Source organism: Enterobacter sp. 198 (assembly GCF_009025585.1).
Lineage (GTDB): Bacteria > Pseudomonadota > Gammaproteobacteria > Enterobacterales > Enterobacteriaceae > Enterobacter > Enterobacter ludwigii.
Genome location: NZ_WCIM01000017.1, coordinates 1 through 25353, shown reverse-complemented (window position 1 = coordinate 25353; position 25353 = coordinate 1). Strand labels below are relative to the sequence as shown.

At 56.7% G+C, this 25353-nt stretch carries 24 protein-coding genes, 1 tRNA gene and 2 other RNA genes; 10 read left to right on the top strand and 17 right to left on the bottom strand.

Translation table 11 applies throughout. The annotated features are described in order from the left end of the window. Positions 1-10: 10 nt before the first annotated feature. Both F8561_RS09420 and wrbA read right to left on the bottom strand, forming a co-directional pair. Entirely contained in the window at positions 11-238 is a 228-nt protein-coding gene (locus F8561_RS09420; protein WP_014169490.1) for a YccJ family protein, read from the bottom strand. Between the two features lie 18 nt (positions 239-256). Then, positions 257-853 (bottom strand): NAD(P)H:quinone oxidoreductase, encoded by a 597-nt coding sequence (gene wrbA, locus F8561_RS09415; RefSeq protein ID WP_014169491.1) that lies wholly within the window; start codon positions 851-853, stop codon positions 257-259. Between the two features lie 391 nt (positions 854-1244). Here wrbA and F8561_RS09410 point away from each other — a divergent pair, with 391 nt between their 5' ends. Both F8561_RS09410 and F8561_RS09405 read left to right on the top strand, forming a co-directional pair. After that, on the top strand, positions 1245-1415 hold the full coding sequence (locus F8561_RS09410; RefSeq protein ID WP_001273664.1) for a general stress protein: 171 nt from the start codon (positions 1245-1247) through the stop codon (positions 1413-1415). 117 nt (positions 1416-1532) lie between these two features. After that, positions 1533-2456, top strand: coding sequence for a DMT family transporter (locus F8561_RS09405; protein WP_151887368.1), 924 nt, complete (start codon positions 1533-1535; stop codon positions 2454-2456). Here F8561_RS09405 and rutG read toward each other — a convergent pair. From rutG to rutA, 7 genes are read right to left on the bottom strand one after another with little or no spacing between them, the layout of a single operon-like run. Next, entirely contained in the window at positions 2444-3772 is a 1329-nt protein-coding gene (gene rutG, locus F8561_RS09400; RefSeq protein ID WP_014169495.1) for a pyrimidine utilization transport protein G, read from the bottom strand. The two genes, F8561_RS09405 and rutG, sit on opposite strands and share 13 nt — an antisense overlap. A gap of 21 nt (positions 3773-3793) precedes the next feature. Further along, a complete protein-coding gene (gene rutF, locus F8561_RS09395; protein ID WP_014169496.1) occupies positions 3794-4288 on the bottom strand; it encodes an NADH-dependent FMN reductase RutF in 495 nt (164 codons plus the stop codon). A gap of 9 nt (positions 4289-4297) precedes the next feature. After that, the gene (locus F8561_RS09390) at positions 4298-4888 is read right to left on the bottom strand and encodes a malonic semialdehyde reductase (protein WP_025204485.1); all 591 of its coding nucleotides are present in this window, start codon (positions 4886-4888) and stop codon (positions 4298-4300) included. A 9-nt stretch (positions 4889-4897) separates the two neighbouring features. Next, complete coding sequence (gene rutD / locus F8561_RS09385) at positions 4898-5698, bottom strand: pyrimidine utilization protein D (RefSeq protein WP_151887367.1); 801 nt, start codon at positions 5696-5698, stop codon at positions 4898-4900. Positions 5699-5705: 7 nt separating this feature from the next. After that, positions 5706-6092, bottom strand: a complete 387-nt coding sequence (gene rutC / locus F8561_RS09380; RefSeq protein ID WP_020884718.1) for a pyrimidine utilization protein C — start codon at positions 6090-6092, stop codon at positions 5706-5708. Positions 6093-6103: 11 nt separating this feature from the next. Next, positions 6104-6793: a pyrimidine utilization protein B gene (gene rutB, locus F8561_RS09375; protein ID WP_020884717.1), complete on the bottom strand. Its 690-nt coding sequence runs from the start codon at positions 6791-6793 to the stop codon at positions 6104-6106. Next, on the bottom strand, positions 6793-7884 hold the full coding sequence (rutA, locus tag F8561_RS09370) for a pyrimidine utilization protein A (RefSeq protein WP_025204484.1): 1092 nt from the start codon (positions 7882-7884) through the stop codon (positions 6793-6795). Before rutA ends, rutB begins: the two co-directional genes overlap by 1 nt. Before the next feature lie 243 nt (positions 7885-8127). On the opposite strand from rutA, the gene rutR reads away from it, so the two are divergent. Next, positions 8128-8766, top strand: a complete 639-nt coding sequence (gene rutR / locus F8561_RS09365; protein WP_020884715.1) for an HTH-type transcriptional regulator RutR — start codon at positions 8128-8130, stop codon at positions 8764-8766. On the opposite strand, the gene F8561_RS09360 is transcribed toward rutR, so the two are convergent. Both F8561_RS09360 and putA read right to left on the bottom strand, forming a co-directional pair. Then, on the bottom strand, positions 8763-9158 hold the full coding sequence (locus F8561_RS09360) for a lysozyme inhibitor LprI family protein (RefSeq protein WP_020884714.1): 396 nt from the start codon (positions 9156-9158) through the stop codon (positions 8763-8765). The two genes, rutR and F8561_RS09360, sit on opposite strands and share 4 nt — an antisense overlap. 101 nt (positions 9159-9259) lie before the next feature. Beyond that, on the bottom strand, positions 9260-13222 hold the full coding sequence (putA, locus tag F8561_RS09355; RefSeq protein ID WP_063934352.1) for a trifunctional transcriptional regulator/proline dehydrogenase/L-glutamate gamma-semialdehyde dehydrogenase: 3963 nt from the start codon (positions 13220-13222) through the stop codon (positions 9260-9262). Positions 13223-13645: 423 nt separating this feature from the next. Here putA and putP point away from each other — a divergent pair, with 423 nt between their 5' ends. Together putP and F8561_RS09345 are read left to right on the top strand one after the other, a co-directional pair. Then, positions 13646-15154, top strand: coding sequence for a sodium/proline symporter PutP (gene putP / locus F8561_RS09350; RefSeq protein WP_020884712.1), 1509 nt, complete (start codon positions 13646-13648; stop codon positions 15152-15154). Positions 15155-15269: 115 nt separating this feature from the next. Continuing rightward, complete coding sequence (locus F8561_RS09345; protein WP_014169506.1) at positions 15270-15689, top strand: DUF3574 domain-containing protein; 420 nt, start codon at positions 15270-15272, stop codon at positions 15687-15689. A gap of 32 nt (positions 15690-15721) precedes the next feature. Here the strand turns inward: F8561_RS09345 and F8561_RS09340 are convergent, their stop codons facing one another. After that, positions 15722-16906, bottom strand: coding sequence for a NupC/NupG family nucleoside CNT transporter (locus F8561_RS09340; RefSeq protein ID WP_151887366.1), 1185 nt, complete (start codon positions 16904-16906; stop codon positions 15722-15724). 251 nt (positions 16907-17157) lie between these two features. On the opposite strand from F8561_RS09340, the gene efeU reads away from it, so the two are divergent. From efeU to phoH, 4 genes are all read left to right on the top strand, one after another. Beyond that, positions 17158-17991, top strand: a complete 834-nt coding sequence (gene efeU, locus F8561_RS09330; RefSeq protein ID WP_148575907.1) for an iron uptake transporter permease EfeU — start codon at positions 17158-17160, stop codon at positions 17989-17991. Positions 17992-18033: 42 nt separating this feature from the next. Continuing rightward, positions 18034-19161, top strand: a complete 1128-nt coding sequence (gene efeO / locus F8561_RS09325) for an iron uptake system protein EfeO (protein ID WP_151887365.1) — start codon at positions 18034-18036, stop codon at positions 19159-19161. 5 nt (positions 19162-19166) lie between these two features. Beyond that, positions 19167-20450 (top strand): iron uptake transporter deferrochelatase/peroxidase subunit, encoded by a 1284-nt coding sequence (gene efeB, locus F8561_RS09320; protein ID WP_020884708.1) that lies wholly within the window; start codon positions 19167-19169, stop codon positions 20448-20450. Between the two features lie 499 nt (positions 20451-20949). Continuing rightward, entirely contained in the window at positions 20950-21738 is a 789-nt protein-coding gene (phoH, locus tag F8561_RS09315; protein ID WP_024908976.1) for a phosphate starvation-inducible protein PhoH, read from the top strand. Positions 21739-21854: 116 nt separating this feature from the next. Here phoH and F8561_RS09310 read toward each other — a convergent pair. From F8561_RS09310 to F8561_RS09295, 4 genes are all read right to left on the bottom strand, one after another. Beyond that, a non-coding RNA gene (locus F8561_RS09310) (RtT sRNA) lies at positions 21855-21992 on the bottom strand. Positions 21993-22037: 45 nt separating this feature from the next. Then, positions 22038-22125 (bottom strand) — tRNA-Ser (locus tag F8561_RS09305). Between the two features lie 147 nt (positions 22126-22272). Further along, complete coding sequence (locus F8561_RS09300) at positions 22273-22950, bottom strand: isochorismatase family protein (protein ID WP_040017121.1); 678 nt, start codon at positions 22948-22950, stop codon at positions 22273-22275. Between the two features lie 20 nt (positions 22951-22970). Then, entirely contained in the window at positions 22971-23831 is an 861-nt protein-coding gene (locus tag F8561_RS09295) for a pirin family protein (protein ID WP_151887364.1), read from the bottom strand. Positions 23832-23940: 109 nt separating this feature from the next. Here F8561_RS09295 and F8561_RS09290 point away from each other — a divergent pair, with 109 nt between their 5' ends. Next, positions 23941-24846, top strand: coding sequence for a LysR family transcriptional regulator (locus F8561_RS09290; protein WP_014169514.1), 906 nt, complete (start codon positions 23941-23943; stop codon positions 24844-24846). Positions 24847-25155: 309 nt separating this feature from the next. On the opposite strand, the gene F8561_RS09285 is transcribed toward F8561_RS09290, so the two are convergent. Continuing rightward, positions 25156-25292, bottom strand: a non-coding RNA gene (locus F8561_RS09285) — RtT sRNA. Between the last annotated feature and the right edge of the window lie 61 nt (positions 25293-25353).

Below are 25353 nucleotides of genomic sequence, written 5' to 3'. Positions count from 1 at the left end.
GGGGAAACGTTCAGACGTTTTTACGTTCGATGGTTTGCTCACCCCAGAAGAGCGCGTCTTTGTCCGTTTTCCCGAAGGCACGTTCCAGCACTTCATCGCTGCCTTCTTCCCAAATCTGCTCTGCCAGCTTTTCGTCATAGTTCGCGACTTCAAAAATGGCTTCGGCGATCTCCGGAGAGGTGTTGCGTAAACTTGCCCATTCACCCACGCGATGGGCTTTGGATTCTTGAGTTGGCATGCTTGTCCTCCTGTTGAGTTAGCCGTTCAGTTTTTTGGCGAGGCCTGCGACATACTCACCCTGATAGCGGGCGATAGTGAGCTCTTCGTTGCTCGGCTGTCGGGAGCCATCGCCACCGGCAATGGTGGTGGCGCCGTACGGTGTCCCGCCACGAACCTGGGAAATATCAAACAGTTCCTGCGCGCCGTAGCCAATCGGCACAATCACCATCCCATGATGAGCAAGGGTAGTCCAGGTTGACGTAATCGTCTGCTCCTGACCGCCGCCGGTCCCGGTGGAGCTGAAGACGCTGGCGAGTTTGCCGTATAACGCTCCGGATGCCCAAAGTCCTCCGGTTTGATCGAGGAAGGTCCGCATCTGGCCTGACATATTGCCAAATCGGGTAGGGGTGCCGAAAATAATGGCATCGTAATCAGCCAGTTCCTGCGGGGTGGCAACCGGGGCATTTTGTGTTTTCCCCCCGGCTTTGGCGAACGCCTCAGCCTGCATCGTTTCCGGTACGCGTTTCACCACAACTTCTACGCCGTCCACTCTGTTTGCACCTTCTGCTACCGCGTGAGCCATGGTTTCAATGTGTCCATACATGGAATAATAGAGCACCAGAACTTTTGCCATTTTGCATCACTCCTCGTTTGTGTTTTCTGACAGCGGATCGCTGCGTTCATTTAAAGATATGTCATCACAGCCAGACTGCAAAAATGAACGGCATTTCTTTGATTTATAACAATATGGATACAAAAGCGCTTTGTAGCAAAATGAAACAACTTTCCCGCTGCGGATTTTTAAAATGATAAGAAAGGCTTATAAATGGCCGTCGCGTAATCTCACCCGAATGGCTGAGATCATGTTGCAGAATATTACCTCTGACTTGCCGGATAGCCGCATTCCACTAAGCTTAATTTCACGCGGCACAGATAAAGGCACTGTCCTTCAGCCGCGCGGTGAAAGAATCCTCTTTTACTGAATGCAATATGATGTCTAATGTTTCACACTCTGGAGGTTAGAGATGGCAAACCATCGTGGTGGTTCAGGTAATTTCGCTGAAGACCGTGAAAGAGCATCAGAAGCAGGTCGTAAAGGTGGCCAGTCTAGCGGGGGGAATTTCAAAAATGACCCTCAGCGCGCATCAGAAGCTGGCAAAAAAGGGGGCAAAAACAGTCATGGCAGCAATAAGTAATACGCCGGGCTGATACCCTGCCGCCGGGATCTCCCGGCGGTTTTTTATTTCTGCAACATTGAACTGTCACCAAAGGCATCGCACACTAGAGGATTGATGCTTATTTGCTGGTGCCGCATGTCTCTCTCCCGTTTCACATTCTCCGTCAAACCTCAGGAAGCCCTTCTCATTCTGATCACCATGTTCTGGGGCGGAACCTTTCTCGCCGTCCAGTACGCGGTCACGCTGAGCGGTCCGTTCTTTTTTGTCGGCCTGCGCTTTGCGACGGCGGCGATTGCCGTGGGGTTACTCTCGCTTAAAACCTTGCGTGGGCTGACGCTTAAAGAACTGAAGGCCGGGGTGGCCATTGGGGTTGCGATTGCCATGGGCTACAGCCTGCAGACGTGGGGATTGCAGACCATCACCAGCAGCAAATCGGCGTTTATTACCGCCATGTATGTGCCGCTGGTGCCGTTACTGCAATGGCTCTGTCTGGGGAGAATACCGGGTCTGATGTCCTGCACGGGGATCGTGCTGGCGTTTGTTGGCCTTATCTTGCTTGCCGGGCCGGAAAATAACCTGCTGGCGCTGGGGCCGGGCGAAATCATTACGCTGGTGGGTGCTATCGCGATTGCCGCGGAAATTATTCTGATCAGCGCCTGGGCTGGCAAAGTGGACGTCAAGCGCGTCACCGTGGTTCAGCTGGCGACCGCGTCGCTGGTGGCTTTTACCACCATGGTGCCGGCAGGGGAGTCTGTTCCGCCGATGTCCACCGGGCTGGTTGTGGTGGCGCTGGGGCTGGGTATCTTTAGCGCCATTATTCAGGTCACCATGAACTGGGCGCAGCGCAGCGTTTCCCCGACGCGTGCGACGGTTATCTATACCGGCGAACCGGTATGGGCGGGCATTTTCGGGCGTATCGCCGGAGAGCGTTTACCGCTGCTGGCGCTGGTCGGTGCGGCATTTATTGTCGCCGGCGTGCTGGTGAGTGAGCTGAAGCTGAAACGGAAGAAAAAAGCGCTGCCAGAGCGTGACAGCGCTGCGATAAATCAAGAGTCCTGATGTACCACGTCACCCTGCGGTGCGGCCGCTTCCCGGCGGCTCAGCAGGGCGTTAAGCAGGATTGCGCCAAAGGTTGCGGTGCCAATCCCACCAAGGGTGAAGCCGCCCAGCGTCAGGGCAAAATCTCCCGCCCCCAGCACCAGCGTGACCGCCACCATAATCAGGTTGCTGTTCTGGCTCAGATCGACACGATGCTGCACCCAGATGCGTGCCCCGGCAACGGCAATCAGACCAAATACCACAATCGATGCCCCACCAATCACCGGCGCGGGAATGGTGTGGATCAGCGCGCCGAATTTCGGTGAGAAGCCGAGGAGCATCGCCATCACCGCTGCCGCCACGAAGACCAGGGTGGAGTAAACTTTGGTCACTGCCATCACACCAATATTTTCAGCGTAGGTCGTTACGCCGCTACCGCCGACCGAGCCGGAGAGCATGGTAGCCAGACCGTCGCCGACAAAGGCGCGGCCCATGTAAGGGTCCATGCTGCGCCCGGTCATACCCGCAACGGCTTTCAGATGGCCTAAGTTTTCTGCCACCAGGATCACCGCAACCGGCGCGATTAACATCATCGCCTGCGTGTTAAAGACCGGAGACGTCACCTGCGGCAGGCCGAACCAGGCGGCGTTATGCAACAGTGTAAAATCAACCGGCTTGCCCAGACCGAAGACGTTTGCCAGCAGGGCGTACACCAGACAGGCAACGATTAACCCCACCAGGATCAACAGTCGCTGGATCATCCCCCGCGTAAACACCGCCACCAGGCCAATGCAGAGTACCGTGATCACCGCCATCCAGCTTTCAAAGGGCGAACCGGAGACGCTTCTGACGGCTATTGGCGCAAGGTTCAGACCAATTGCCATCACCACCGCCCCGGTGACGACGGGAGGCATCATCCGCTCTATCCAGCGCGTCCCGACCTTCATGACCACCAGGCCAATCAGCGTGTAGACCAGCCCGCAGGCGATAATGCCGCCGAGCGCGACGCTCAGATTCGGGTTGATGCCCTGACCGTTAAAGCCGGTGGTGGCGATGACCACGCCGACAAACGCAGCGCTGGAACCAAGATAGCTGGGCACGCGCCCGCCGGTGATGAAAAAGAACAGCAGGGTACCGATGCCCGACATCAGAATAGACAGGTTGGGATCAAGCCCCATCAGCATGGGCATCAGCACCGTTGCGCCGAACATCGCGACCGCGTGCTGAACCCCCATCACTAAGGTTGGCCCGAGCGGGAGCCTTTCATCCGGCGCGACCACGCCAGGTTCCGTAGAGGTCGATTTCAACTGCCAGTGGGGAAAACCGAACATTGCCATGAGCTGACTCCTTAAGGAGGGTTAACAGGCGGGTCGCATAAGCGCGTGATAGCCGCGGTCAAACCACACCAGCCCTTGCGGCGCGGGGTGGCGAATAATCGAAACGATGTCGCAAAACAGGATGTCGTGCGTGCCCACGCTCACCACCTGGCTGATACGGCAGTCAAACGAGGCCAGCGCCTCCTCCAGACGCGGGCAACCCGTTTCGCCGGTCTCCCAGCGCGCGGCGGCGAAGCGCTCGTCCATCGGGGTTTTCCCCCCAAACAGGTTTGATAGCGGCTCTTGTCCGGCGCTCAGGGTATTGACGCACAGGGTGCGGTTTTCACTGAAGGTCGGCCAGACGGATGCGCCACGGTTCAGGCATACCAGCAGCGTGGGCGGCGAATCCGTTACGCTGCACACCGCGCTGGCGGTGAAACCCGCCATCCCGGCAGGACCGTCGGTGGTGATGATATTGACCGCCGCACCGACGCAGGCCATGGCATCACGGAAGGTTTGTTTATCGGGTGTCATCATGATGGCTCCTTATGCCAGTGCGCATGCGTCTTCAAAGGCCAGACGCGGCAAACGGCCGTAGAGTTTGCTGGTATCGCCATAGCCAATATTGATAAGCAGATTACTTTTCAGCGACGTGCCGGTGAAAAACGCGTCGTCGACTTTTTGGCGATCAAAGCCTGACATCGGGCCCGTATCGAGCCCCAGCGCCCGACAGGCGAAAATCAGGTAAGCCGCCTGCATCGCGCTGTTGCGAAAGGCGGTCTCTTCGGCAAGCGCCGGGCTTGAGGTAAACCAGCTCCGCGCATCCCCGTGGGGGAACAGGGCGGGAAGGCGTTCATAAAATTCACTATCCCAGGCGACAATCGCCGTGACCGGGGCGGTGAGGGTTTTCTCCAGGTTGCCGCTGGAAAGCGCCGGGCGCAGTTTTTCTTTTCCCTCTGCGCTTCGTACAAACACAATCCGCGCTGGCGAGCAGTTGGCGGACGTGGGACCCCATTTCATCAGGTCGTAGATCTCGCGCAGCGTCTCGTCGCTGACGGGGATCGCCTGCCAGCCGTTATGGGTGCGTGCGCCGGTAAACAGTGATGCCAGCGCGCCAGGGGTAATCGCTTCGCTCATCAGGGCTCCTTATAAAGCGGGTTCAGGGCTGTGCAGCAGGCTGGCAAGCCCGTTCAGCAGCAGCGTATTAAAAGTTTCTGGCTCGGTGACGTTGCAGGCGTGCCCGCCCTGGCGCATCACCACCTTGTGGCTGCCGGGGATGGCGGCCTGCAGCTCAGTGGAACAGACTGCAGGGATGAGCAGATCGTCGGCGGAGCAGATGAGGTGTACCGGGCAGTGAATGCCTGAGGCATGGCGACTGAAGTCCGCTTTCTTCAGGGCATTCAGCCTGTGCAGCAGGTTGTGTTTGCCCTGGAAGTGGGCCAGTGCCAGGGCCTCTTCGGCCTCCAGGCGCGGCGCGCGGGCGGCCATCCAGTCGGCCGGGTAAAGAAACAGCGGCTGTGCCTCTACCCACGCCTGTGCACCGCCTGCATGAAGCAGGCGTTCGCGGATCTGGAAACAGCGTCGGGTATGTGCATTCAGAGTGAGCCAGCCGTTCACGCACACCAGCGCGCTGAGGGCATCGGGGTGGTCGAGCGCCAGCTGCAGGCCGATCAGCGCCCCCAGCGCATGACCCACGACGCAGTAACGAACGATCCCGGTGGCATTCAGCGCCCGGGCCAGCTCGTCGGCCATCATCGCCAGACTATAGGCTTCCGGCAGCACGTCGGGATTATTGCCCGTCCCGCGCTGGTCGTAGCACACCACCTGGTACTCTTGCTCCAGGACGGCAAGCTGCGGTAGCCAGTAGCTGCCGCCCCCGCCAAGCCCGGCAATCAGGACAACCGTGGGCGCGCCGTCGTAAGGGGGAGGTGAGACAGAGAGCTTCATGGCCGCCTCACTTTGCGATGTGTGCAACGGTCGCGATTTCAACCAGCGCATCTGGCTTCACCAGCCCACACTGAATGCAGAACCGGGCCGGTTTATCACCGGGAAAGAATTCGGCGTAAATGTCGTTAATCGCGGCGTAGTTTTTCCAGTCGGTGATAAAGATACTGTTGAACGTCACATCCTCCATTGTGCCACCCGCTGTTTCGATCACTTTTTTGATCGTCTCCAGCACGTGGCGGGTTTGCGCCTTTGGGTCGTTGGGGTAGACCACGTTATTGTGCTGATCAAACGGCAGCGTGCCGGATACATACACCACACCATCGGCCAGCGTGCCGGGCACGAACGGGGCAATCGGGGTACTGGTTCCTGGCGGAATAATCACGGATTTCGGCATGGTCTTGTTCCTCAGGCAATACGGGCTAACGGTGGATTCAGGGCGTCGCAAAAATCCGCGACGTTGCTGACCCAGCCAAAAAAGGTTTCGATGTTGAACAGGGCCGCTTGCTGCGCAAACGCCGGCCCGGCCTGATGGGTGGCGTCTTCCAGCACCACGCCAAAATATTCCAGGAAGAAGCCGTCGCGCAGGGTGGATTCCACGCAGACGTTGGTAGCGATGCCGGTAAAGACCAGATGACGGATCCCCCGGCTGCGCAGCAGGCTGTCGAGCGGGGTGTTGAAAAAGCCGCTGTAGCGCGGTTTGGGCAGCACGATATCGCCTGCCTCTGGCACCAGCTCATCCACCAGCTGGTAATCCCAGCTGCCTTTCGCCAGCAGTGTGCCCTGCAGTTCGGGCCGTTTGCGCATGGTTTTCAGGGCGTTCGATTTATGGAAATTGGGAGAGCCCGGGCCACCGGCCTCCACATATTGATCGTCCCAGCCGTTCTGGAACCAGACGATCAGCATGCCTGCCGCGCGGGCTGCGTTGACTGCGGTTTTAATGTTTTCAATCACCGGTCGGGTGGCGGAGACGTCAAATCCCGCCAGATCCAGATAGCCGCCCTGGCTGGCATAGGCGTTTTGCATATCCACCACAATCAGGGCGCTTTGGTGCGGCGCAAAGGTGATGGCTTCCGGACGTGCTGCAAGCGTGGTCATTACGCAACCTCCTTTGTGATGGCAGGAATGTGGGCGCGGCACTGCATCAGCGGCTGAATGCGCTCGCCGAATGTTTCCACACCGGTCAGGAACTCATCGAAGGTCAGCAGCACGCCTTCCGCTCCGGGCACGGCGGCCACTTCATCGAGCATTCTGGCGACGCTGGCATAGGAACCGACCAGCGTGCCCATGTTGATGTTGACCGCTGAGGTCGGGTCGGCCATCTGACGGACGTTGGTGTCCGAGCCGGAACGGGTATCTTTCTGGCTCTGTTCGGTGAGCCAGCTCAGCGCTTCATCGTCCGCGCCCGCCTTATACCGTTCCCATTTCGCGCGGGCGGCGTCGTCGGTTTCGTCGGCAATGACCATAAACAGGACATAGGAACCCACATCGCGACCGGTTTTGTCCGCGGCCTCTTTCATGCGTGCCGCGGTCGGGGCGAAGGCGGCTGGGGTATTCACGCCTTTGCCAAAGCAGAAGTTGAAGTCGGCGTATTTAGCGGAGAATTCCATTCCTGCGTCGCTCTGCCCGGCGCAGATCACTTTCATCGGGGCGGAAGGCTGCGGGCTGACGCGGCAGTCGTTCATGGTGAAGTAATCACCTTTGAAGTCGCTTTTGCCGGTGCCCCAGAGATCGCGCAGCACCTGCACATACTCGGTCAGGTAGTCATAGCGGCGGGAGAAATACTCGTCGCCCGGCCAGATCCCCATCTGCTCATACTCAGGTTTTTGCCAGCCCGTAACCAGGTTAACGCCAAAGCGACCACCGGAGATGGAGTCGATGGTGGAGGCCATTCTGGCAACGATCGCTGGCGGCAGGGTGAGGGTGGCGGCCGTCGCGTAGATCTGAATGCGCGAGGTGACGGCTGCCAGCCCGGCCATCAGGGTGAAGGACTCCAGGTTGTGATCCCAGAATTCGGTTTTGCCGCCGAAACCCCGCAGTTTGATCATCGAAAGCGCAAAATCGAAATGGTAGTGCTCCGCCTTCTGCACGATAGCTTTATTCAGCTCAAAAGTAGGCATGTATTGCGGGGCGGTGGTCGAGATTAGCCAGCCGTTGTTGCCGATAGGTACAAATACGCCAATTTTCATCACGAACCTCTCTTTACGACGTTGCAGGTAAAAAGGGTTTTGCAAAGGCAATGCCAGTTTTGAAAATGGCTTTGTTATTAATGTGTTAATCAATGGTTGGTTAATTGAGATATGCAAATGTGGACTAAATGGTCAAAAACATTGCACAGAAAACAGGCATTCATGCGCGATCGGAGTGCAGAGTGTCGTGGTCGGTGAGGGGTTTTGCTATGCTGATGGCAACGCAAAATATGGAGAGCGGGAATGACACAAGGTGCAGTGAAAACACCCGGTAAACGTTCGCAGGCGGTCAGTGCGAAGAAGCAGGCCATCCTCGGTGCGGCGCTGGAGACCTTTTCGCAGTTTGGTATTCATGGCACGCGTCTTGAGCAGGTGGCGGAACAGGCCGGGGTGTCGAAAACGAATCTGCTCTACTACTATCCGTCGAAAGAGGCGCTTTATATTGCGGTGATGCAACAGATCCTCGATATCTGGCTGGCGCCGCTCAAGGCGTTTCGCGAAGAGCTTGCCCCGCTGGTGGCGATCAGGGAGTACATTCGCCTGAAGCTGGAGGTGTCGCGTGATTATCCGCAGGCGTCACGGCTGTTCTGCCTGGAGATGCTGCAGGGCGCACCGCTGTTGCAGGCGGAGCTGACCGGGGATTTAAAACAGCTGGTTGACGAGAAATCGGCCATTATTGCCGGATGGGTGGCGGGCGGGAAGCTGGCTCCAGTTGACCCACATCATCTGATCTTTATGATTTGGGCCTCCACTCAGCATTACGCTGACTTTGCGGCCCAGGTTGAAGCGGTGACCGGTAAAACGCTCCAGGATGAGGCGTTTTTCCACAGCACGCTGGAAAACGTTCAGCAGATGATCATTGAAGGGATCCGCGTGCGTTAGTTTCCCGGCGGAAGAGGGCAGCTTAAATCGCCCTCTTCACACTGCATCAGTGAGGCAAGAAACGCTTCACGCTCAACGGTTTTTTCGTTCAGGCACTGGCTGATGATCATCGGCTGAACGCTGCCTCCCTCAGTACCCGACCCGATAAAGTTGCAGTCGGCATCGCGCAGGGCAATCCACGCCTGCTGCGCCTTTTTCAGAAGCTCACGCTGTGGGGCTTCTGCGCGTTTGATGGCAGCCTGATACGTCTGATTCAGTTTTTTATCGGCTGCCTGGTACTGCTGCGCCGTACAGGTGTTCATTTCAAGCTGGGTGGTCGCATTTGCGCACTCTTCTGCCAGCGCGTTCGCGCTCAGCAGCAATGCAGCCCCCGCGATCAGATATCTTTTCATCATCCCCTCCATGTAAAAAAGCCGGATGCGCTGTGCTTATCCGGCCCTGGGTTTTTTTGTCACCCCGGTAAGCGTAGTGCCACCGGGGATATTTTACACGATTAACCGATTGTCATCAGGCTCGCGTTACCGCCCGCCGCCGCGGTGTTCACGCTGAGCGAGCGCTCCACGTACAGACGTTCCAGCAGCAGATTGGTTTCGCCGCGGGCAAAGCCCTGCACCGAAACAATCGCACCGCTGCGGGCCGCCACCTGCTCGCACAGTTCGCGCAGCTGGTCGGAATCACCGTGATAGATAACGGCATCAAACGGCTGAGTCAGCAAGGCATCGGGCTTCGCAAAATGAATGCGGGCAGAGACCGCTTTCGGCAGCTGTTTCGCGAGGTCACGATGCAGTGCATCTTCCGGCCACAGCACTTCACAACCGGTTGCAGCAGCAGCGGCCAGTTGAACCAGCGCATCCTGCTCGTTATCTGCCACGCACAGCACACGCTCGCGCGGCATCAGCGTCCAGGTGTTGCGCTCACCGGTTGGCCCCGGCAGCAGGCGCTGGGTACCCGCCTGCGCCAGTTCGCCATACTGCTGTGCGACAGCGCGCAGTTCCGGGCGTTTTTCTGCCCACGTGATGAGCGCCTCCAGCGGCTGTGTCAGCACGGCCTTCAGCTGCGCGTCCACCGGACGTTCGGCATCCTGACGTGCCAGCGTCACGCCGAGCGCATTGTCCGGACGGTTTGCCAGCAGACGGTACAGGTAGAGTGGACCACCGGCTTTTGGACCGGTACCTGACAGACCTTCACCGCCGAACGGCTGTACGCCCACTACCGCGCCGACCATGTTACGGTTGACGTACAGGTTGCCTACTTTAGCGCTGCCGGTCACCTGAGCGATGGTCTCATCGATGCGGGTATGCACGCCGAGGGTCAGGCCATAGCCGGAGGCGTTAATCTGTTCAATCAGCTCGTTGAGGTTGTTACGGTTGTAGCGCACCACGTGCAATACCGGGCCAAAGACCTCTTTTTTCAGCTCGTCGAAGCTGGCCAGTTCAATCAGCGTTGGCGGCACAAAGGTGCCGGTCTGCCACTCGCGGGCATCCTCGCTGTTTTCACGCACGGCCTGGAAGACCGGACGGCCTTTGGCGCGCATGGTCTGAATGTGGTTTTCGATATTTGCTTTGGCTTCCGCGTCGATAACCGGCCCGATATCGGTCGTGAGACGGCCCGGGTTACCCATGCGGCATTCGGCCATCGCGCCGCGCAGCATCTTCAGCGTGTGGTCTGCCACGTCATCCTGCAGACACAGCACGCGCAGGGCGGAACAGCGCTGGCCCGCGCTGTCGAAGGCGGAGGCGAGAACATCGACCACCACCTGCTCGGTGAGCGCGGAGGAGTCGACGATCATGGCGTTCATGCCGCCGGTTTCAGCGATGAGCGGCGTTGGACGCCCCTGTGCATCAAGACGGGTGGCGATGTTGCGCTGCAGCAGGGAGGCCACTTCAGTCGAGCCGGTAAACATCACGCCACGCACACGGTTATCGGCGGTCAGTTTCGCCCCGACCGTTTCACCGCGGCCCGGCAACAGCTGTACGACACCCGCAGGCACGCCCGCTTCCAGCAGAATGTTAATACCTTGAGCGGCAATCAGTGGGGTCTGCTCCGCCGGTTTTGCCAGCACGCTGTTGCCTGCGGCAAGTGCGGCGGCAATCTGGCCGGTGAAGATCGCCAGCGGGAAGTTCCACGGACTGATACACACCACCGGACCGAGAGGACGGTGGGTTTCGTTATCGAAATCATCACGAACCTGGCCTGCGTAGTAGTGCAGGAAGTCGACCGCTTCACGAACTTCGGCAATGGCGTTGCTGAAGGTTTTACCTGCTTCGCGCACCAGGATCCCGATGAGCGACTGCATCTGGTCTTCCATCAGCACCGCAGCACGTTCCAGAATGGCGCCACGCTCTTGCGGCGGCGTCGCGAACCAGATTGGCGCGTTATTCACCGCGCTGTCCAGCGCCTGATCCACTTCTGCTTCGGTTGCTTCCCGCACGTAGCCGACGATATCTTTTGGCTCCGCCGGGTTAATCACGGGCTGCATTTCGCCATCAGCGACGGGCTGCTCCAGAATCGGTTTGGCCTGCCATTTCTGCAGCGCGCTGTTGAGCAGGGCGGAGGAGAGGGAGGCCAGACGGTGTTCGTTCGCCAGGTCCAGGCCCGCGGAGTTCACGCGACCTTTGCCGTACAGTTCACGCGGCAGCGGGATCTTCGGATGCGGCAGGCCAATCTGACCTTCCTGGGCCGCCATCTTCTCAACCGCCTGCACCGGATCGGCAACCAGTTCGTCAAGCGGCAGGGTGGTATCGGCGATACGGTTAACGAAGGAGGTGTTCGCCCCGTTCTCCAGCAGACGACGCACCAGGTACGCCAGCAGGGTTTCATGGGTGCCCACCGGGGCATAAATACGGCATGGACGGTTCAGTTTGCCATCCGCCACTTTACCGGTGACCTGCTCGTACAGCGGTTCACCCATGCCGTGCAGGCACTGGAACTCATACTGACCCGGATAGTAGTTCTGTCCGGCCAGGCTGTAGATGGCCGCCAGAGTGTGGGCGTTATGGGTGGCAAACTGCGGGTAAATCAGGTTCGGCACGCCGAGCAGTTTTTTCGCGCAGGCAAGGTATGAGACATCGGTGTAAACCTTGCGGGTATAGACCGGATAGCCTTCCAGACCTTCCATCTGGGCGCGTTTAATTTCGCTGTCCCAGTAGGCGCCTTTTACCAGGCGGATCATCAGGCGACGGCGGCTGCGGCTTGCCAGGTCAATCAGGTAATCAATCACGAACGGACAACGTTTCTGATACGCCTGGATAACGAAACCAATCCCGTTCCAGCCTGCCAGCTCCGGCTCGAAGCACAGTTTTTCCAGCAGATCGAGGGAGATCTCCAGGCGGTCGGCCTCTTCGGCATCGATGTTGATACCGATGTCGTACTGGCGCGCCAGCAGGGTCAGGGATTTCAGGCGCGGATAGAGCTCTTCCATCACCCGGTCGTACTGCGCACGGCTGTAGCGCGGATGCAGGGCCGAGAGCTTGATGGAGATCCCCGGGCCTTCATAAATACCGCGACCGTTTGACGCTTTACCAATGGCGTGAATCGCCTGCTGGTAAGAGACCATATAAGCCTGCGCGTCGGCGGCGGTCAGCGCCGCTTCACCCAGCATGTCGTAAGAGTAGCGGAAACCTTTATCTTCGAGCTTACGGGCGTTGGCCAGCGCTTCCGCGATGGTTTCGCCGGTAACAAACTGCTCGCCCATCAGGCGCATCGCCATATCCACGCCTTTGCGGATCAGCGGTTCACCGCTCTTGCCGATGATGCGGTTCAGGGAGCGGGAGAGGTTGGCTTCGTTATGGGTCGAGACCAGTCGGCCGGTAAACAGCAGGCCCCAGGTCGCCGCGTTGACGAACAGCGACGGGCTGCGGCCAATGTGTGACTGCCAGTTACCGTTGCTGATTTTATCGCGGATCAGTGCGTCACGGGTGGCTTTGTCAGGAATACGCAACAGCGCTTCCGCCAGACACATCAGCGCTACGCCCTCCTGAGAGGAGAGGGAAAACTCCTGCAGCAGCCCCTGTACCATTCCGGCGCGGCCGGTGGCATTTTTCTGGTTACGCAGTTTGTCGGCAAGCTGATACGCCAGGCTGTGCGCCTGAGAGGCAATGGCTTCTGGCAGACGGGCCTGCTCCAGCAGCATCGGTACGGCGTCGGTTTCGGCACGACGGTAAGCACCGGTAATGGCAGCGCGGCTGACGGACTGAGGCAGGATCTGCTCGGCGAATTCAAGGAACGGCTGATGGTTTTCGTCAGCAGCGGCGGAAACCTCATCACTTTCATTGGCCGCACCCGCCAGCAGCGCGGGCAGCTCTGGCAGCCCCTCATCGCTTTCGAGTCTTTCGAGGTAGTTAAAAATCGCCTGCTTGATTAGCCAGTGCGGCGTGCGGTCAATGCGGGTTGCTGCGGTCTTAATCCGTTCGCGGGTTGCGTCATCCAGCTTAACCCCCATGGTGGTCATACCCATGCCAAAGCTCCTGTTGTTCTGTCGTCGTGTGCTATCGATAGCGTGAAATATCCACCATGTTGCAACTTTGTGCAACCGTGTTAAATGTGACCTGGTTTGCAACCCAGGAAATGAATGGATTGTTAAGAGATGGTTAGCTGGAAAAAAGTGCTGGCTTCTGGATGAGAGGCCTGTTTTTATGCGGGACTTAACACTTTTAAAAGGTGCAACCCGTAAAAGCGTGAGCGAGTGCAACCTATACGAAAGACGTATAAAACCAGGGATGAATTTGATGTAAATGCAGTGTTAAATCGTTTGTGTGCGAGCACTGCTTACGGCAGGATACGCGCGGCCAACAGAAACACATACACACATCACTACGTTCCGGTGATGACATAACAAGGCAACCCGGACGGTTGTCGCTCGACATTTTGGAGAATTTAAATGGCAATTAGCACACCGATGCTGGTGACATTTCTCGTTTATATATTTGGCATGATCCTGATAGGGTTTTTGGCATGGCGTTCAACAAAGAACTTTGACGACTACATTCTGGGCGGGCGTAGCTTAGGGCCGATGGTCACCGCACTCTCTGCGGGCGCGTCCGACATGAGCGGCTGGCTGCTGATGGGTCTGCCGGGGGCGATTTTCATCTCCGGTATTTCTGAAAGCTGGATCGCCATTGGCCTGACCGTCGGGGCATGGATCAACTGGAAGCTGGTTGCAGGCCGTTTGCGCGTGCATACCGAAGCCAACAACAATGCGTTGACCCTGCCGGATTACTTCACCGGACGCTTTGAAGATAACAGCCGCGTGCTGCGCATTATCTCTGCGCTGGTTATCCTCGTGTTCTTCACCATCTATTGTGCCTCTGGCATTGTGGCCGGTGCGCGCCTGTTCGAAAGCACCTTCGGCATGAGCTATGAAACAGCGCTGTGGGCCGGTGCTGCGGCAACCATTCTCTATACTTTCGTGGGCGGTTTCCTGGCCGTAAGCTGGACTGACACCGTGCAGGCGAGCCTGATGATCTTCGCTCTGATCCTGACGCCAGTCATTGTCATCTTCACCGTCGGCGGCTTTGCTGATTCGCTTGAAGTGATTAAGCAGAAGAGCATTGAAAACGTCGACATGCTGAAAGGGCTGAACTTTGTCGCCATCGTTTCTCTGATGGGCTGGGGTCTGGGCTACTTCGGTCAGCCGCACATTCTGGCGCGCTTCATGGCCGCTGACTCTCACCACACGATTGTTCATGCCCGTCGCATCAGTATGACGTGGATGATCCTCTGTCTGGCGGGTGCCTGTGCGGTTGGCTTCTTCGGCATCGCTTACTTCAACAATAACCCGGCGCAGGCAGGGGCAGTAAACCAGAACGCCGAGCGTGTGTTCATCGAACTGGCGGGCATTCTGTTCAACCCGTGGATTGCCGGTATTCTGCTCTCCGCGATCCTGGCGGCCGTGATGTCCACCCTGAGCTGCCAGCTGCTGGTCTGCTCGAGTGCAATCACCGAAGACCTCTACAAGGCGTTCCTGCGTAAAGATGCGAGCCAGAAAGAGCTGGTATGGGTGGGGCGTTTCATGGTGCTGGTGGTGGCCTTAATTGCCATTGCGCTGGCGGCAAACCCTGAGAACCGCGTGCTGGGCCTGGTAAGCTACGCGTGGGCGGGCTTTGGTGCGGCGTTTGGTCCGGTGGTGCTCTTCTCGGTGCTGTGGTCGCGCATGACCCGCAACGGCGCGCTGGCGGGGATGATTATCGGTGCGCTTACCGTGATCGTCTGGAAGCAGTTCGCCTGGCTCGGTCTGTACGAAATTATCCCGGGCTTCATCTTCGGCAGTATCGGCATTGTGGTGTTCAGCCTGCTGGGTAAAGCGCCTTCTGCCTCAATGCAGAAACGTTTTGCTGAAGCAGACGCACACTATCACACTGCACCGCCGTCTAAGCTGCAGGCTGAGTAATCTTTTTCGCTGATAGACAGGCCGGGTAAGCGCGAGCGCTACCCGGCTTTTTTCTTGCCAAAATCCGCAATTTACGATGATATCGCTGTGCTTATAACAATGAGGATAGCGAAGCATGACAATCAAAACAGGGGTAATGGCAGCGGCATTATTGATGCTGGCGGGCTGCAGTGTGCCGTCGCAACACGCGGCGATGGAGACCTGCAAAGCGGATAACCAGATGCAGCAAACCACGCTCTATTTCGGGCTAAACCGTCCTGCAGGGGCGCAAATTACCACCGGCGAGTGGCAGCAGTTCGTTGACCAGGACGTGACGCCGCGTTTTCGCGATGGCCTGACGGTCTTTGATGCGCGCGGGCAGTGGCTGGGTAACGACGGGAAAGTGGCGCGTGAACCGAGCAAGGCGCTTATGCTGATCCACGGTAAAGATGCGCAGAGCGAGAAGAATATTGAAGCGTTGCGCGGTATTTATAAATCACGCTTCGCGCAGGAGTCGGTGATGCGGGTCGATCAGCCGGTGTGCGTGCAGTTTTAATGAAAGACGGCGGGAGAACCCGCCGTTATCGCTTACAGCATCAGTCCTGCAAAGCTGGCGGACAGCAAACTGACCAGCGTCGCGCCATACACCAGACGTAAGCCAAAACGCGATACCACGTTCCCCTGTTGCTCGTTCAGGCCTTTGATCGCCCCGGCCACAATGCCGATAGAGGCAAAGTTAGCGAACGACACCAGGAAAACGGACAAAATGCCCAGTCCGCGTGGTGACATTTGATGCGCAATTTTTTGCAGCTCAATCATTGCCACAAATTCATTTGCGACCAGCTTGGTTGCCATAATACTGCCGGCATTCAACGCGTCGCTCAGCGGAATACCAACCAGCCATGCCAGCGGATAAAATACATAGCCCAGGATCTGCTGGAAGCTCATACCAAATACGCTGGAGAAGAGGGCGTTAACGGCGCTAATAAGGGCAATAAAGCCAATCAGCATCGCCAGAATAATCATCGCCACTTTAAAGCCGGCCAGAATATACTCGCCAAGCATTTCGAAGAAGCTCTGAGACTCGTGCAGCTTTTCAAGCTTGATGTCCGGCTCTGCTTCCGGGCGCGACGGGTTGATAATGGAGAGAATAATAAAGGTGCTGAACATGTTCAGGATGAGCGCGGCAACGACAAATTTGGCGTCGAGCATGGTCATATAGGCACCGACAATCGACAGGGATACCGTCGACATGGCCGTGGCCGCCATGGTGAAGAGACGACGAGAGGAGAGGTCGCCCAGTACACCCTTGTAGGCAATAAAGTTTTCAGACTGTCCGAGGATCAACGAGCTCACCGCGTTGAACGATTCCAGCTTACCCATGCCATTCAGTTTTGACAGCAGTGTCCCGATCACCCGAATAAAAATCGGCAGAATTCGCCAGTGCTGAAGAATACCAATCAGTGCGGAGATAAAAATAATCGGGCAGAGTACGCCGAGGAAAATGAACGCCAGTCCTTTTTCACCCATCCCGCCAAAGACGAAATTGGTGCCTTCGGCCGCGAATTTCAGCAGTGACGCAAAGAATCCCGAGACATATTTAATAATGAACAGCCCGCTTTCGGCATGCAGGAAAAAAAACGCCAGGGCTATTTCAATGACAATCAGCTGTAAAACAAAGCGAATGCGAATTTTTCGGCGGTCGAAACTCACCAGCCAGGCAAGCGCAAGAATAATCACCAGCGCCAGCAGGAAATGGATAATGTTAAACATGGTTAATTTTCAGTTGGTTTTTGAGGCAGATATTTAGCCACAGCCCTGATTAACCGTAAATGGGCATTTTCGCTATAACTTATAAACTTAACGATAACGCCAGCAATTATTACCAGGCTGGGTGTTTACAACTCGTCATCAAAACAACACACATTTCGCTTGTTTTTCTTGCTGGCGTAATGATAATCACTATCACAAGAATTTACCTTTCTTTGCATCAGTTGACCGCGATAAACATTTAAGGTGTCGGCATGTTTGTTCCATTTCTCATTATGTTACGCGAAGGTCTCGAAGCGGCCCTCATCGTCAGCCTCATCGCCAGTTATCTGAAGCGAACCCAGCGTGGACGCTGGATCGGTGTCATGTGGATTGGGGTATTCCTCGCCGCAGCACTCTGTCTGGGCCTTGGCATTCTTATCAATGAAACCACCGGTGAGTTTCCCCAGAAAGAGCAAGAGTTGTTTGAAGGGATCGTGGCCGTCATTGCCGTGGTAATCCTCACCTGGATGGTGTTCTGGATGCGTAAAGTGTCCCGCAACGTGAAGATGCAGCTGGAGCAGGCGGTGGATAACGCCCTGCAAAAGGGCAATAACCACGGCTGGGCGCTGATCATGATGGTCTTTTTCGCCGTGGCGCGGGAAGGGCTGGAGTCGGTTTTCTTCCTGCTGGCGGCATTTCAGCAGGATGTGGGGATCTGGCCACCGCTGGGTGCGATGCTGGGTCTGGCCACTGCGGTGGTGCTGGGCTTCCTGCTCTACTGGGGCGGCATTCGTCTTAACCTGGGTGCGTTCTTTAAATGGACCAGCCTGTTTATTCTGCTGGTGGCCGCTGGGCTGGCGGCGGGGGCGATCCGCGCTTTCCACGAAGCGGGCCTGTGGAATCACTTCCAGGAAGTGGCGTTCGACCTCAGTAATGTGCTCTCAACGCACTCCCTGACCGGTACCTTGCTCGAAGGTATTTTTGGTTACCAGGAAACGCCGAGCGTCAGCGAAGTGGCAATGTACTTTATCTATTTGGTTCCGGCGCTGGTGTTGTTTGCCATGCCGCCGCGCACCGGCACTCAGACGTCGCGCGTTGCGCCGTAATCTGTCTGCATTAGTTACAACATACTTTTAAAGGGAAGAGTCATGGCAATTCAGTTCCGTCGTAGTGCGTTATGCGCAGGCATTGCCGCGCTGTTCGCTTCAGCATTTTCCGCCTGGGGCGCGGATGTTCCGCAGGTCAAGGTTTCGGTCAATGATAAGCAGTGCGAGCCAATGACCATCACGGTCAACAGCGGCAAAACCCAGTTTATTATTCAGAACCACAGCCAGAAGGCGCTGGAGTGGGAAATCCTGAAAGGCGTCATGGTGGTGGAAGAGCGTGAAAATATCGCGCCGGGCTTTAGTCAGAAGATGACCGCCAACCTGCAGCCGGGTGAATATGAGATGACCTGCGGGCTGCTGACGAACCCTAAAGGCAAGCTTATCGTGAAGGGTGACGCCACGGCCGACGCCGGAAAAGGCACGGCCCTGTTGAGCCTGGGTGATGCGATTACTGCTTATAAAGCGTATGTCATCAAAGAGACGGCGGACCTGGCTACCGGTACCAAAGCCTTCACCGATGCGGTGAAAGCGGGCGATATCACGAAAGCGAAATCCCTGTATGCGCCAACCCGCCAGCATTACGAGCGGATTGAGCCGATTGCCGAATTGTTCTCTGACCTGGATGGCAGCATTGATGCCCGTGAAGATGATTTTGAGCAAAAAGCAGCCGACCCGAAATTTACCGGCTTCCACCGTCTGGAGAAAGCCCTGTTTGGCGATAACACTCTCAAAGGGATGGATAAATATGCCAATCAGCTGAACAGTGACGTGCTTGAGCTGCAAAAACGCATCAGTGAGCTGGCCTTCCCGCCATCAAAAGTGGTGGGCGGTGCCGCGGGTCTGATTGAAGAAGTGGCGGCAAGTAAAATCAGCGGTGAAGAAGACCGTTACAGCCACACCGACCTGTGGGACTTCCAGGCCAACGTCGATGGCGCGCAGAAAATTGTCGATCTGCTGCGTCCTCAGCTGCAGAAAGATAACAGCGAACTGCTGGCGAAAGTGGATGCCAACTTCAAAAAAGTCGACACCATTCTGGCGAAGTACCGTACCAAAGACGGGTTTGAAACCTACGATAAACTGACCGATGCCGACCGTAACGCGCTGAAAGGCCCGATTACTACACTGGCGGAAGATCTCTCCCTGCTGCGTGGCGTACTGGGTCTGGATTAAGCACGATGAACAAGCAGAATGAACACGACGTGGTGGAACCTTCACGTCGTCGATTGTTAAAAGGGGTAGGGGCGCTGGGGGGCGCCCTTGCTCTGGCCGGAGGGTGCCCGGTGGCGCATGCGGCGAAACCGCAAAGTGCTCCCGGCACGCTGTCACCCAATGCACGCATGGAGACTCAGCCTTTTTATGGTGAGCATCAGTCGGGCATTCTGACGCCACAGCAGGCCTCCATGATGCTGGTGGCTTTTGATTCGCTGGCAAGCGATAAAGCCGATCTTGAGCGTTTGTTCCGCCTGCTGACGACGCGCATCGCGTTTCTCACCGCCGGTGGTCCGGCGCCGGACACGCCTAACCCGCGTCTGCCGCCGATGGACTCCGGTATCCTCGGGGCATTTATCGCTCCGGATAACCTGACGATAACCGTTTCGCTCGGTGAGTCGCTGTTTGATGCGCGTTACGGGCTGGCAAAACAGAAGCCAAAAGCGCTGCAGAAAATGACGCGTTTCCCGAATGATTCTCTGGATGCTGCTCTCTGCCACGGCGATCTGCTCCTGCAAATTTGCGCCAATACCCAGGATACGGTGATCCACGCGCTGCGCGACATCATCAAGCACACGCCGGACCTGCTGAGCGTTCGCTGGAAGCGGGAAGGGTTTATCTCTGACCATGCCGCCCGCAGCAAAGGGAAAGAGACGCCCGTAAACCTGCTGGGCTTTAAAGACGGCACGGCCAACCCGGACAGCCGTAATGACCCGCTCATGAAAGAGGTGGTCTGGGTGACGGCCGATCAGGGCGAGCCGGCATGGGCTGTGGGGGGAAGTTATCAGGCGGTGCGGATTATTCAGTTCCACGTGGAGTTCTGGGACCGTACGCCGCTCAAAGAGCAGCAGACGATTTTTGGCCGCGATAAACAGAGTGGCGCTCCGCTCGGGATGAAGAACGAGCATGATGTGCCTGACTACGCCAGCGATCCGAATGGCGATGTCATCGCGCTGGACAGCCATATCCGCCTGGCCAATCCGCGTACCAAAGAGACACAATCCAGCCTGATGATGCGTCGGGGATATAGCTATTCACTTGGCGTAACCAACGCCGGCCAACTCGATATGGGGCTGCTGTTTGTCTGCTATCAGCACGACCTGGAGAAGGGCTTCCTGACCGTACAGAAACGCTTAAACGGGGAAGCGCTGGAAGAGTACATTAAACCCATCGGCGGCGGTTATTTCTTTGCCCTGCCTGGCGCACGCGATCGCAACGCCTATCTCGCTCAAGGGTTGATTGAAGCCTGATAATTGTCCCTGCGATAATTCGCGGGGACATTATTTTTTCATATGCCTGTCCTGCTGTTATATTTCTGTAATATTCCTGTATGAGACTGATTTCCACTGTAGGGACAGTCTTAAAGTTACGTTCAGGTAAAATAAATGTTGCATTTATGATAACTCCTGATGTACTTAAGATAAGACAGCGGTAATTCCCGGCAGTGATGCTGAATCACTATGGAGATCGCGAATGGTTGCGTCCTGTACTGGACATGGTAAACACAACACCCGCAGCACCCGGCGCGGAGGCTCAGACTCCGGCAGCGATTTCCTCACCACAAAATTATCCCCCTCGACTCAAGAATCTCTTTCGACCGACGTGCAGAATGGTGCGCGTAGCCGTTCTGTTGCGTCATCCGGTAAAGCAAGCAATGGCTTACAAGGAAGCCAACCCTCTGATGTTCGTGCGCATAATCGTGCTGAAACTGGCACGTGTGATGAATACCAACAACTCAAGGTGCTATCCATGGGAAGACAAAAAGCAGTGATCAAAGCTCGTCGCGAAGCAAAACGTGTGCTGAGACGGGATTCACGTAGTCATAAACAGCGTGAAGAAGAATCGGTCACCTCGCTTGTGCAGATGAGTGGCGTAGAAGCAATTGGCATGGCCCGAGACAGCCGTGATAATTCTCCAATTGTGGCGCGCAATGAGGCTCAGGCGCACTACCTGAATGCTATCGAGAGTAAACAGCTCATCTTTGCAACCGGCGAAGCCGGATGCGGGAAAACGTGGATCAGTGCAGCCAAAGCGGCAGAGGCGCTGATCCATAAAGACGTGGAGAGAATTATTGTCACCCGTCCGGTACTGCAGGCTGATGAAGATCTTGGCTTCTTGCCCGGAGATATTTCAGAGAAGTTTGCCCCTTACTTCAGGCCCGTCTATGACGTGCTGGTGAAACGTCTGGGAGCATCCTTTATGCAGTACTGTCTGCGACCAGAGATTGGCAAGGTGGAAATCGCGCCGTTCGCTTATATGCGCGGACGTACATTTGAAAATGCGGTCGTCATTCTTGACGAGGCTCAGAACGTGACCGCAGCGCAAATGAAGATGTTTTTAACGCGCCTCGGGGAAAACGTGACGGTCATCGTCAATGGTGATATTACCCAGTGCGATCTGCCATCGGGCGTGAAGTCCGGACTGAGCGACGCCATGTCACGTTTTGAGGAAGATGAGATGATTGGGGTGGTACGCTTCACGAAAGAAGACTGCGTGCGTTCAGCGCTCTGCCAGCGCACGCTGCAAGCGTACTATTGAGTTAGCCGTTGTGTTCAAGGCCCGGGAAACCGGGCTTTGTTTTTTGTGCGGGCGTCCTGTCCGGGGAATATAAAAGAAAAAAGCCCGTACTTTCGTACGCGCTCTCATCTTGAATATGGCGGTGAGGGGGGGATTGACTCGCTTCGCTCGCCCTGCGGGCAGCCTGTTCGCTGCGCGCTCAGTCTGTCCAACTGGCTGTCGCCCGTTGTCGAACCCCGGTCGGGGATTCTCATCCCCCCCTGTCCGGGGAATATAAAAGAAAAAAGCCCGTACTTTCGTACGAGCTCTCATCTTGAATATGGCGGTGAGGGGGGGATTCGAACCCCCGATACGTTGCCGTATACACACTTTCCAGGCGTGCTCCTTCAGCCACTCGGACACCTCACCATATTGTTTTGCTGCCTGACCGCTTGGGGGGCAACGGGGCGCTACTATAGGGAGTTGCGCTAAAACGGTCAAGCAGATTTTCTGCTTTAGTGCTTGTTCGGTTAAGCAATAATCAGCTCCACGTCTTTTTGACCGTGGAGCCGGTGATTAACGCTGTGAATCGAGCACTTCGCTGTTTTTGACCACCTCTTGTGCTCTGGTATAGCTTTCGATCAGCAGCTGATAGGCAGGGAAGATATGGGTATACACTTCAGCCCACTCGGCTGCATCTTCCCGGTTCCATGTCCGCTGGATCTCAGAGGCAACCGCCGCGGTATCCATTGGTACCACTCCGGCCTGGACCACGCGCGCCAGGGTGATCTCCTGAGCCATTTTGCTGTAGGTGCCGGAGGCATCAATAACCGCAAACACTTTATAACCCTCCGCGACTGCGCTAATAGAGGGAAACGCCATGCAGACGCTGGTGATGGTGCCGGCGATGATCAACGTTTTGCGCCCGGTGGCTTTCACCGCAGCCACAAACTCCGGGTTATCCCAGGCGTTGATCTCACCTTTACGTGGAACGTATTGCGCATGTGGCGCATTCGCGTGGATCTCCGGGATAAGGGGGCCATTCGGTCCCTGTGGAACAGAAGCGGTGGTGATCACCGGGATCTTCGCCAGGGTAGCGATTTTTGCCAGCGCCGCAGCACGTGCGCGCAACTCTGGCATTGGCATATCCCCCACGGTCTGGAAAAGTCCGCTCTGGTGATCGATAAGCAACATCACCGCATCGTTTACATCAATAACCGGGCGTGAGCCGTTAAAATTTGCAGGTGCAGACATCTTCTTCTCCTTTATTACCATCAGATCTGGCCGAAGCGGCCGGAGTTGAAATCACGAATGGCTTCCGCGATTTCGGTTTTACTGTTCATCACAAACGGCCCATAGCCCACGATGGGTTCATTCAGCGGCTCGCCGGCCATCAGCAGGACTTTGGCATCGAGGCTCGCTTTCAGATGGAGTGTGTCGCCTTGCTGGCTTAATACAACCAGCTGTGCCTCGCCTGCCTGGGCTGTTCCGTTCACCGTAATGGTGCCTTCCATCACAACCAGCGCCGTGCTCCAGCCCTCCGGCTGACTGAGCGTGAGATGGCTACCCTGATTGAGCGCGATGTCCCAGACGTTTAGCGGCGAAAAGGTGTGCGCGGGGCCAGCAACATCCTCGTAGCGACCTGCGATAACCCGCAGCGAGCCGCTGTTATCCGGCAGCGTGACCACAGGGATATCCGTCTTAGTGATGCTCTGGTAGCCCGGCGTCGCCATTTTGTCTTTGGCAGGCAGGTTGACCCACAGCTGCATCATTTTCAGTTCACCGCCTTTCTGCGCGAACGCGCTGGAGTGGAACTCCTCGTGCAAAATGCCAGCGCCCGCCGTCATCCATTGCACGTCCCCGGGGCCTATTACGCCGCCTCTGCCGGTGGAATCGCGATGTTCAACTTCGCCGGAATAGACGAGGGTGACCGTTTCGAAACCCCGGTGCGGATGCTCGCCGACGCCGCGCTTTGCCCCATCAGCCGGGAAGGTGTATGGCCCGGCGTAGTCCAGCAGCAAGAACGGACTGAGTGGCTCGCCGTGCGTCTGGTAAGAAAACATTGAACGTACCGGGAAACCATCACCAACCCAGTGTTGACGGGGAGCGGTATACACGCCTGTTACGTTTTTCATGATGAACTCCTGAAGCGTTGTTGATGTAATTAGCTTATATTCAGCGTTAATATCCCGGTAGATAGTAAAAATGGCATTCACTGTTCTGAAAATAGAACGATGAGGATTTATGCAGGATCTCAATGACTTCGTCTGGTTTGTGAAGGTGGTCGACTACGGTGGTTTTGCTGCAGCGGGGCGTGCGCTCGATTTGCCGAAGTCCCGGCTAAGCCGCCGGATAGCTCAGCTGGAAGAGCGGCTTGGCGTGCGGTTAATACATCGCACAACGCGGCAGTTTACGGTGACAGAAGTTGGCCAGACCTTCTATCAGCACTGTAAAGCAATGATGGTGGAAGCAGAAGCTGCTGAGGAGGCGGTGGCCGCGTTACAGGCTGAGCCGCGCGGTATTGTCAGGATCACCTGCCCGATAACATTGTTGCATGTCCATGTTGGCCCGATGCTGGCGAGATTTATGGCGCGCTATCCAGGGATCGCGCTGCAGCTTGAGGCAACCAACCGGCGGGTAGACCTGGTGGGGGAGGGGATTGATGTCGCGATCCGTGTGCGCCCGCGTCCGTTCGATGACAGCGATCTGGTGTTAAGGGTACTGGCGGACCGGGGACATTGCCTGGTCGCTGGACCTGCGTTGATTCAGCGGATGGGTAAACCGTTGGTGCCCTCTGAACTCAGTGCCTGGCCTGGATTAAGCACGAACGAGGGTAAACACATCCATAAATGGGAACTGAGCGGTCCCGAAGGGGCGAAGGCGGAAATCCATTATCATCCTCGCCTGATCACTACCGATATGCTGGCGCTGCGTGAAGCGGCTATAGCGGGTATCGGCGTGGTGCAGTTGCCGATATTGATGGTGAAAGATCAGCTTGCGTCAGGGGACCTCATTCGCGTACTTGATGCCTGGGAGCCACGACGTGAGGTGATTCATGCTGTGTATCCTTCAAGACGCGGGTTACTCCCGTCAGTGAGGGCATTGGTGGATTTTCTTACCGAAGAGTATGCCCGGATGGTGGAAGATTAATCTTTCCCTCTCCCCTGGAGCGAGGGTGAGGATCTTACACCACACAAGGTCTCATGCTGCACTGGCGGAGAATATAAAAGAAAAAAGCCCGTACTTTCGTACGCGCTCTCATCTTGAATATGGCGGTGAGGGGGGGATTGACTCGCTTCGCTCGCCCTGCGGGCAGCCTGTTCGCTGCGCGCGGAGTCTGTCCAACTGGCTGTCGCCCGTTGTCGACCCCCGGTCGGGGATTCTCATCCCCCCCTGTCCGGAGGATATAAAAGAAAAAAAGCCCGTACTTTCGTACGAGCTCTCATCTTGAATATGGCGGTGAGGGGGGGGGGGATTGACTCGCTTCGCTCGCCCTGCGGGCAGCCTGTTCGCTGCGCGCTCAGTCTGTCCAACTGGCTGTCGCCCGTTGTCGAACCCCGGTCGGGGATTCTCATCCCCCCCTGTCCGGGGAATATAAAAGAAAAAAGCCCGTACTTTCGTACGAGCTCTCATCTTGAATATGGCGGTGAGGGGGGG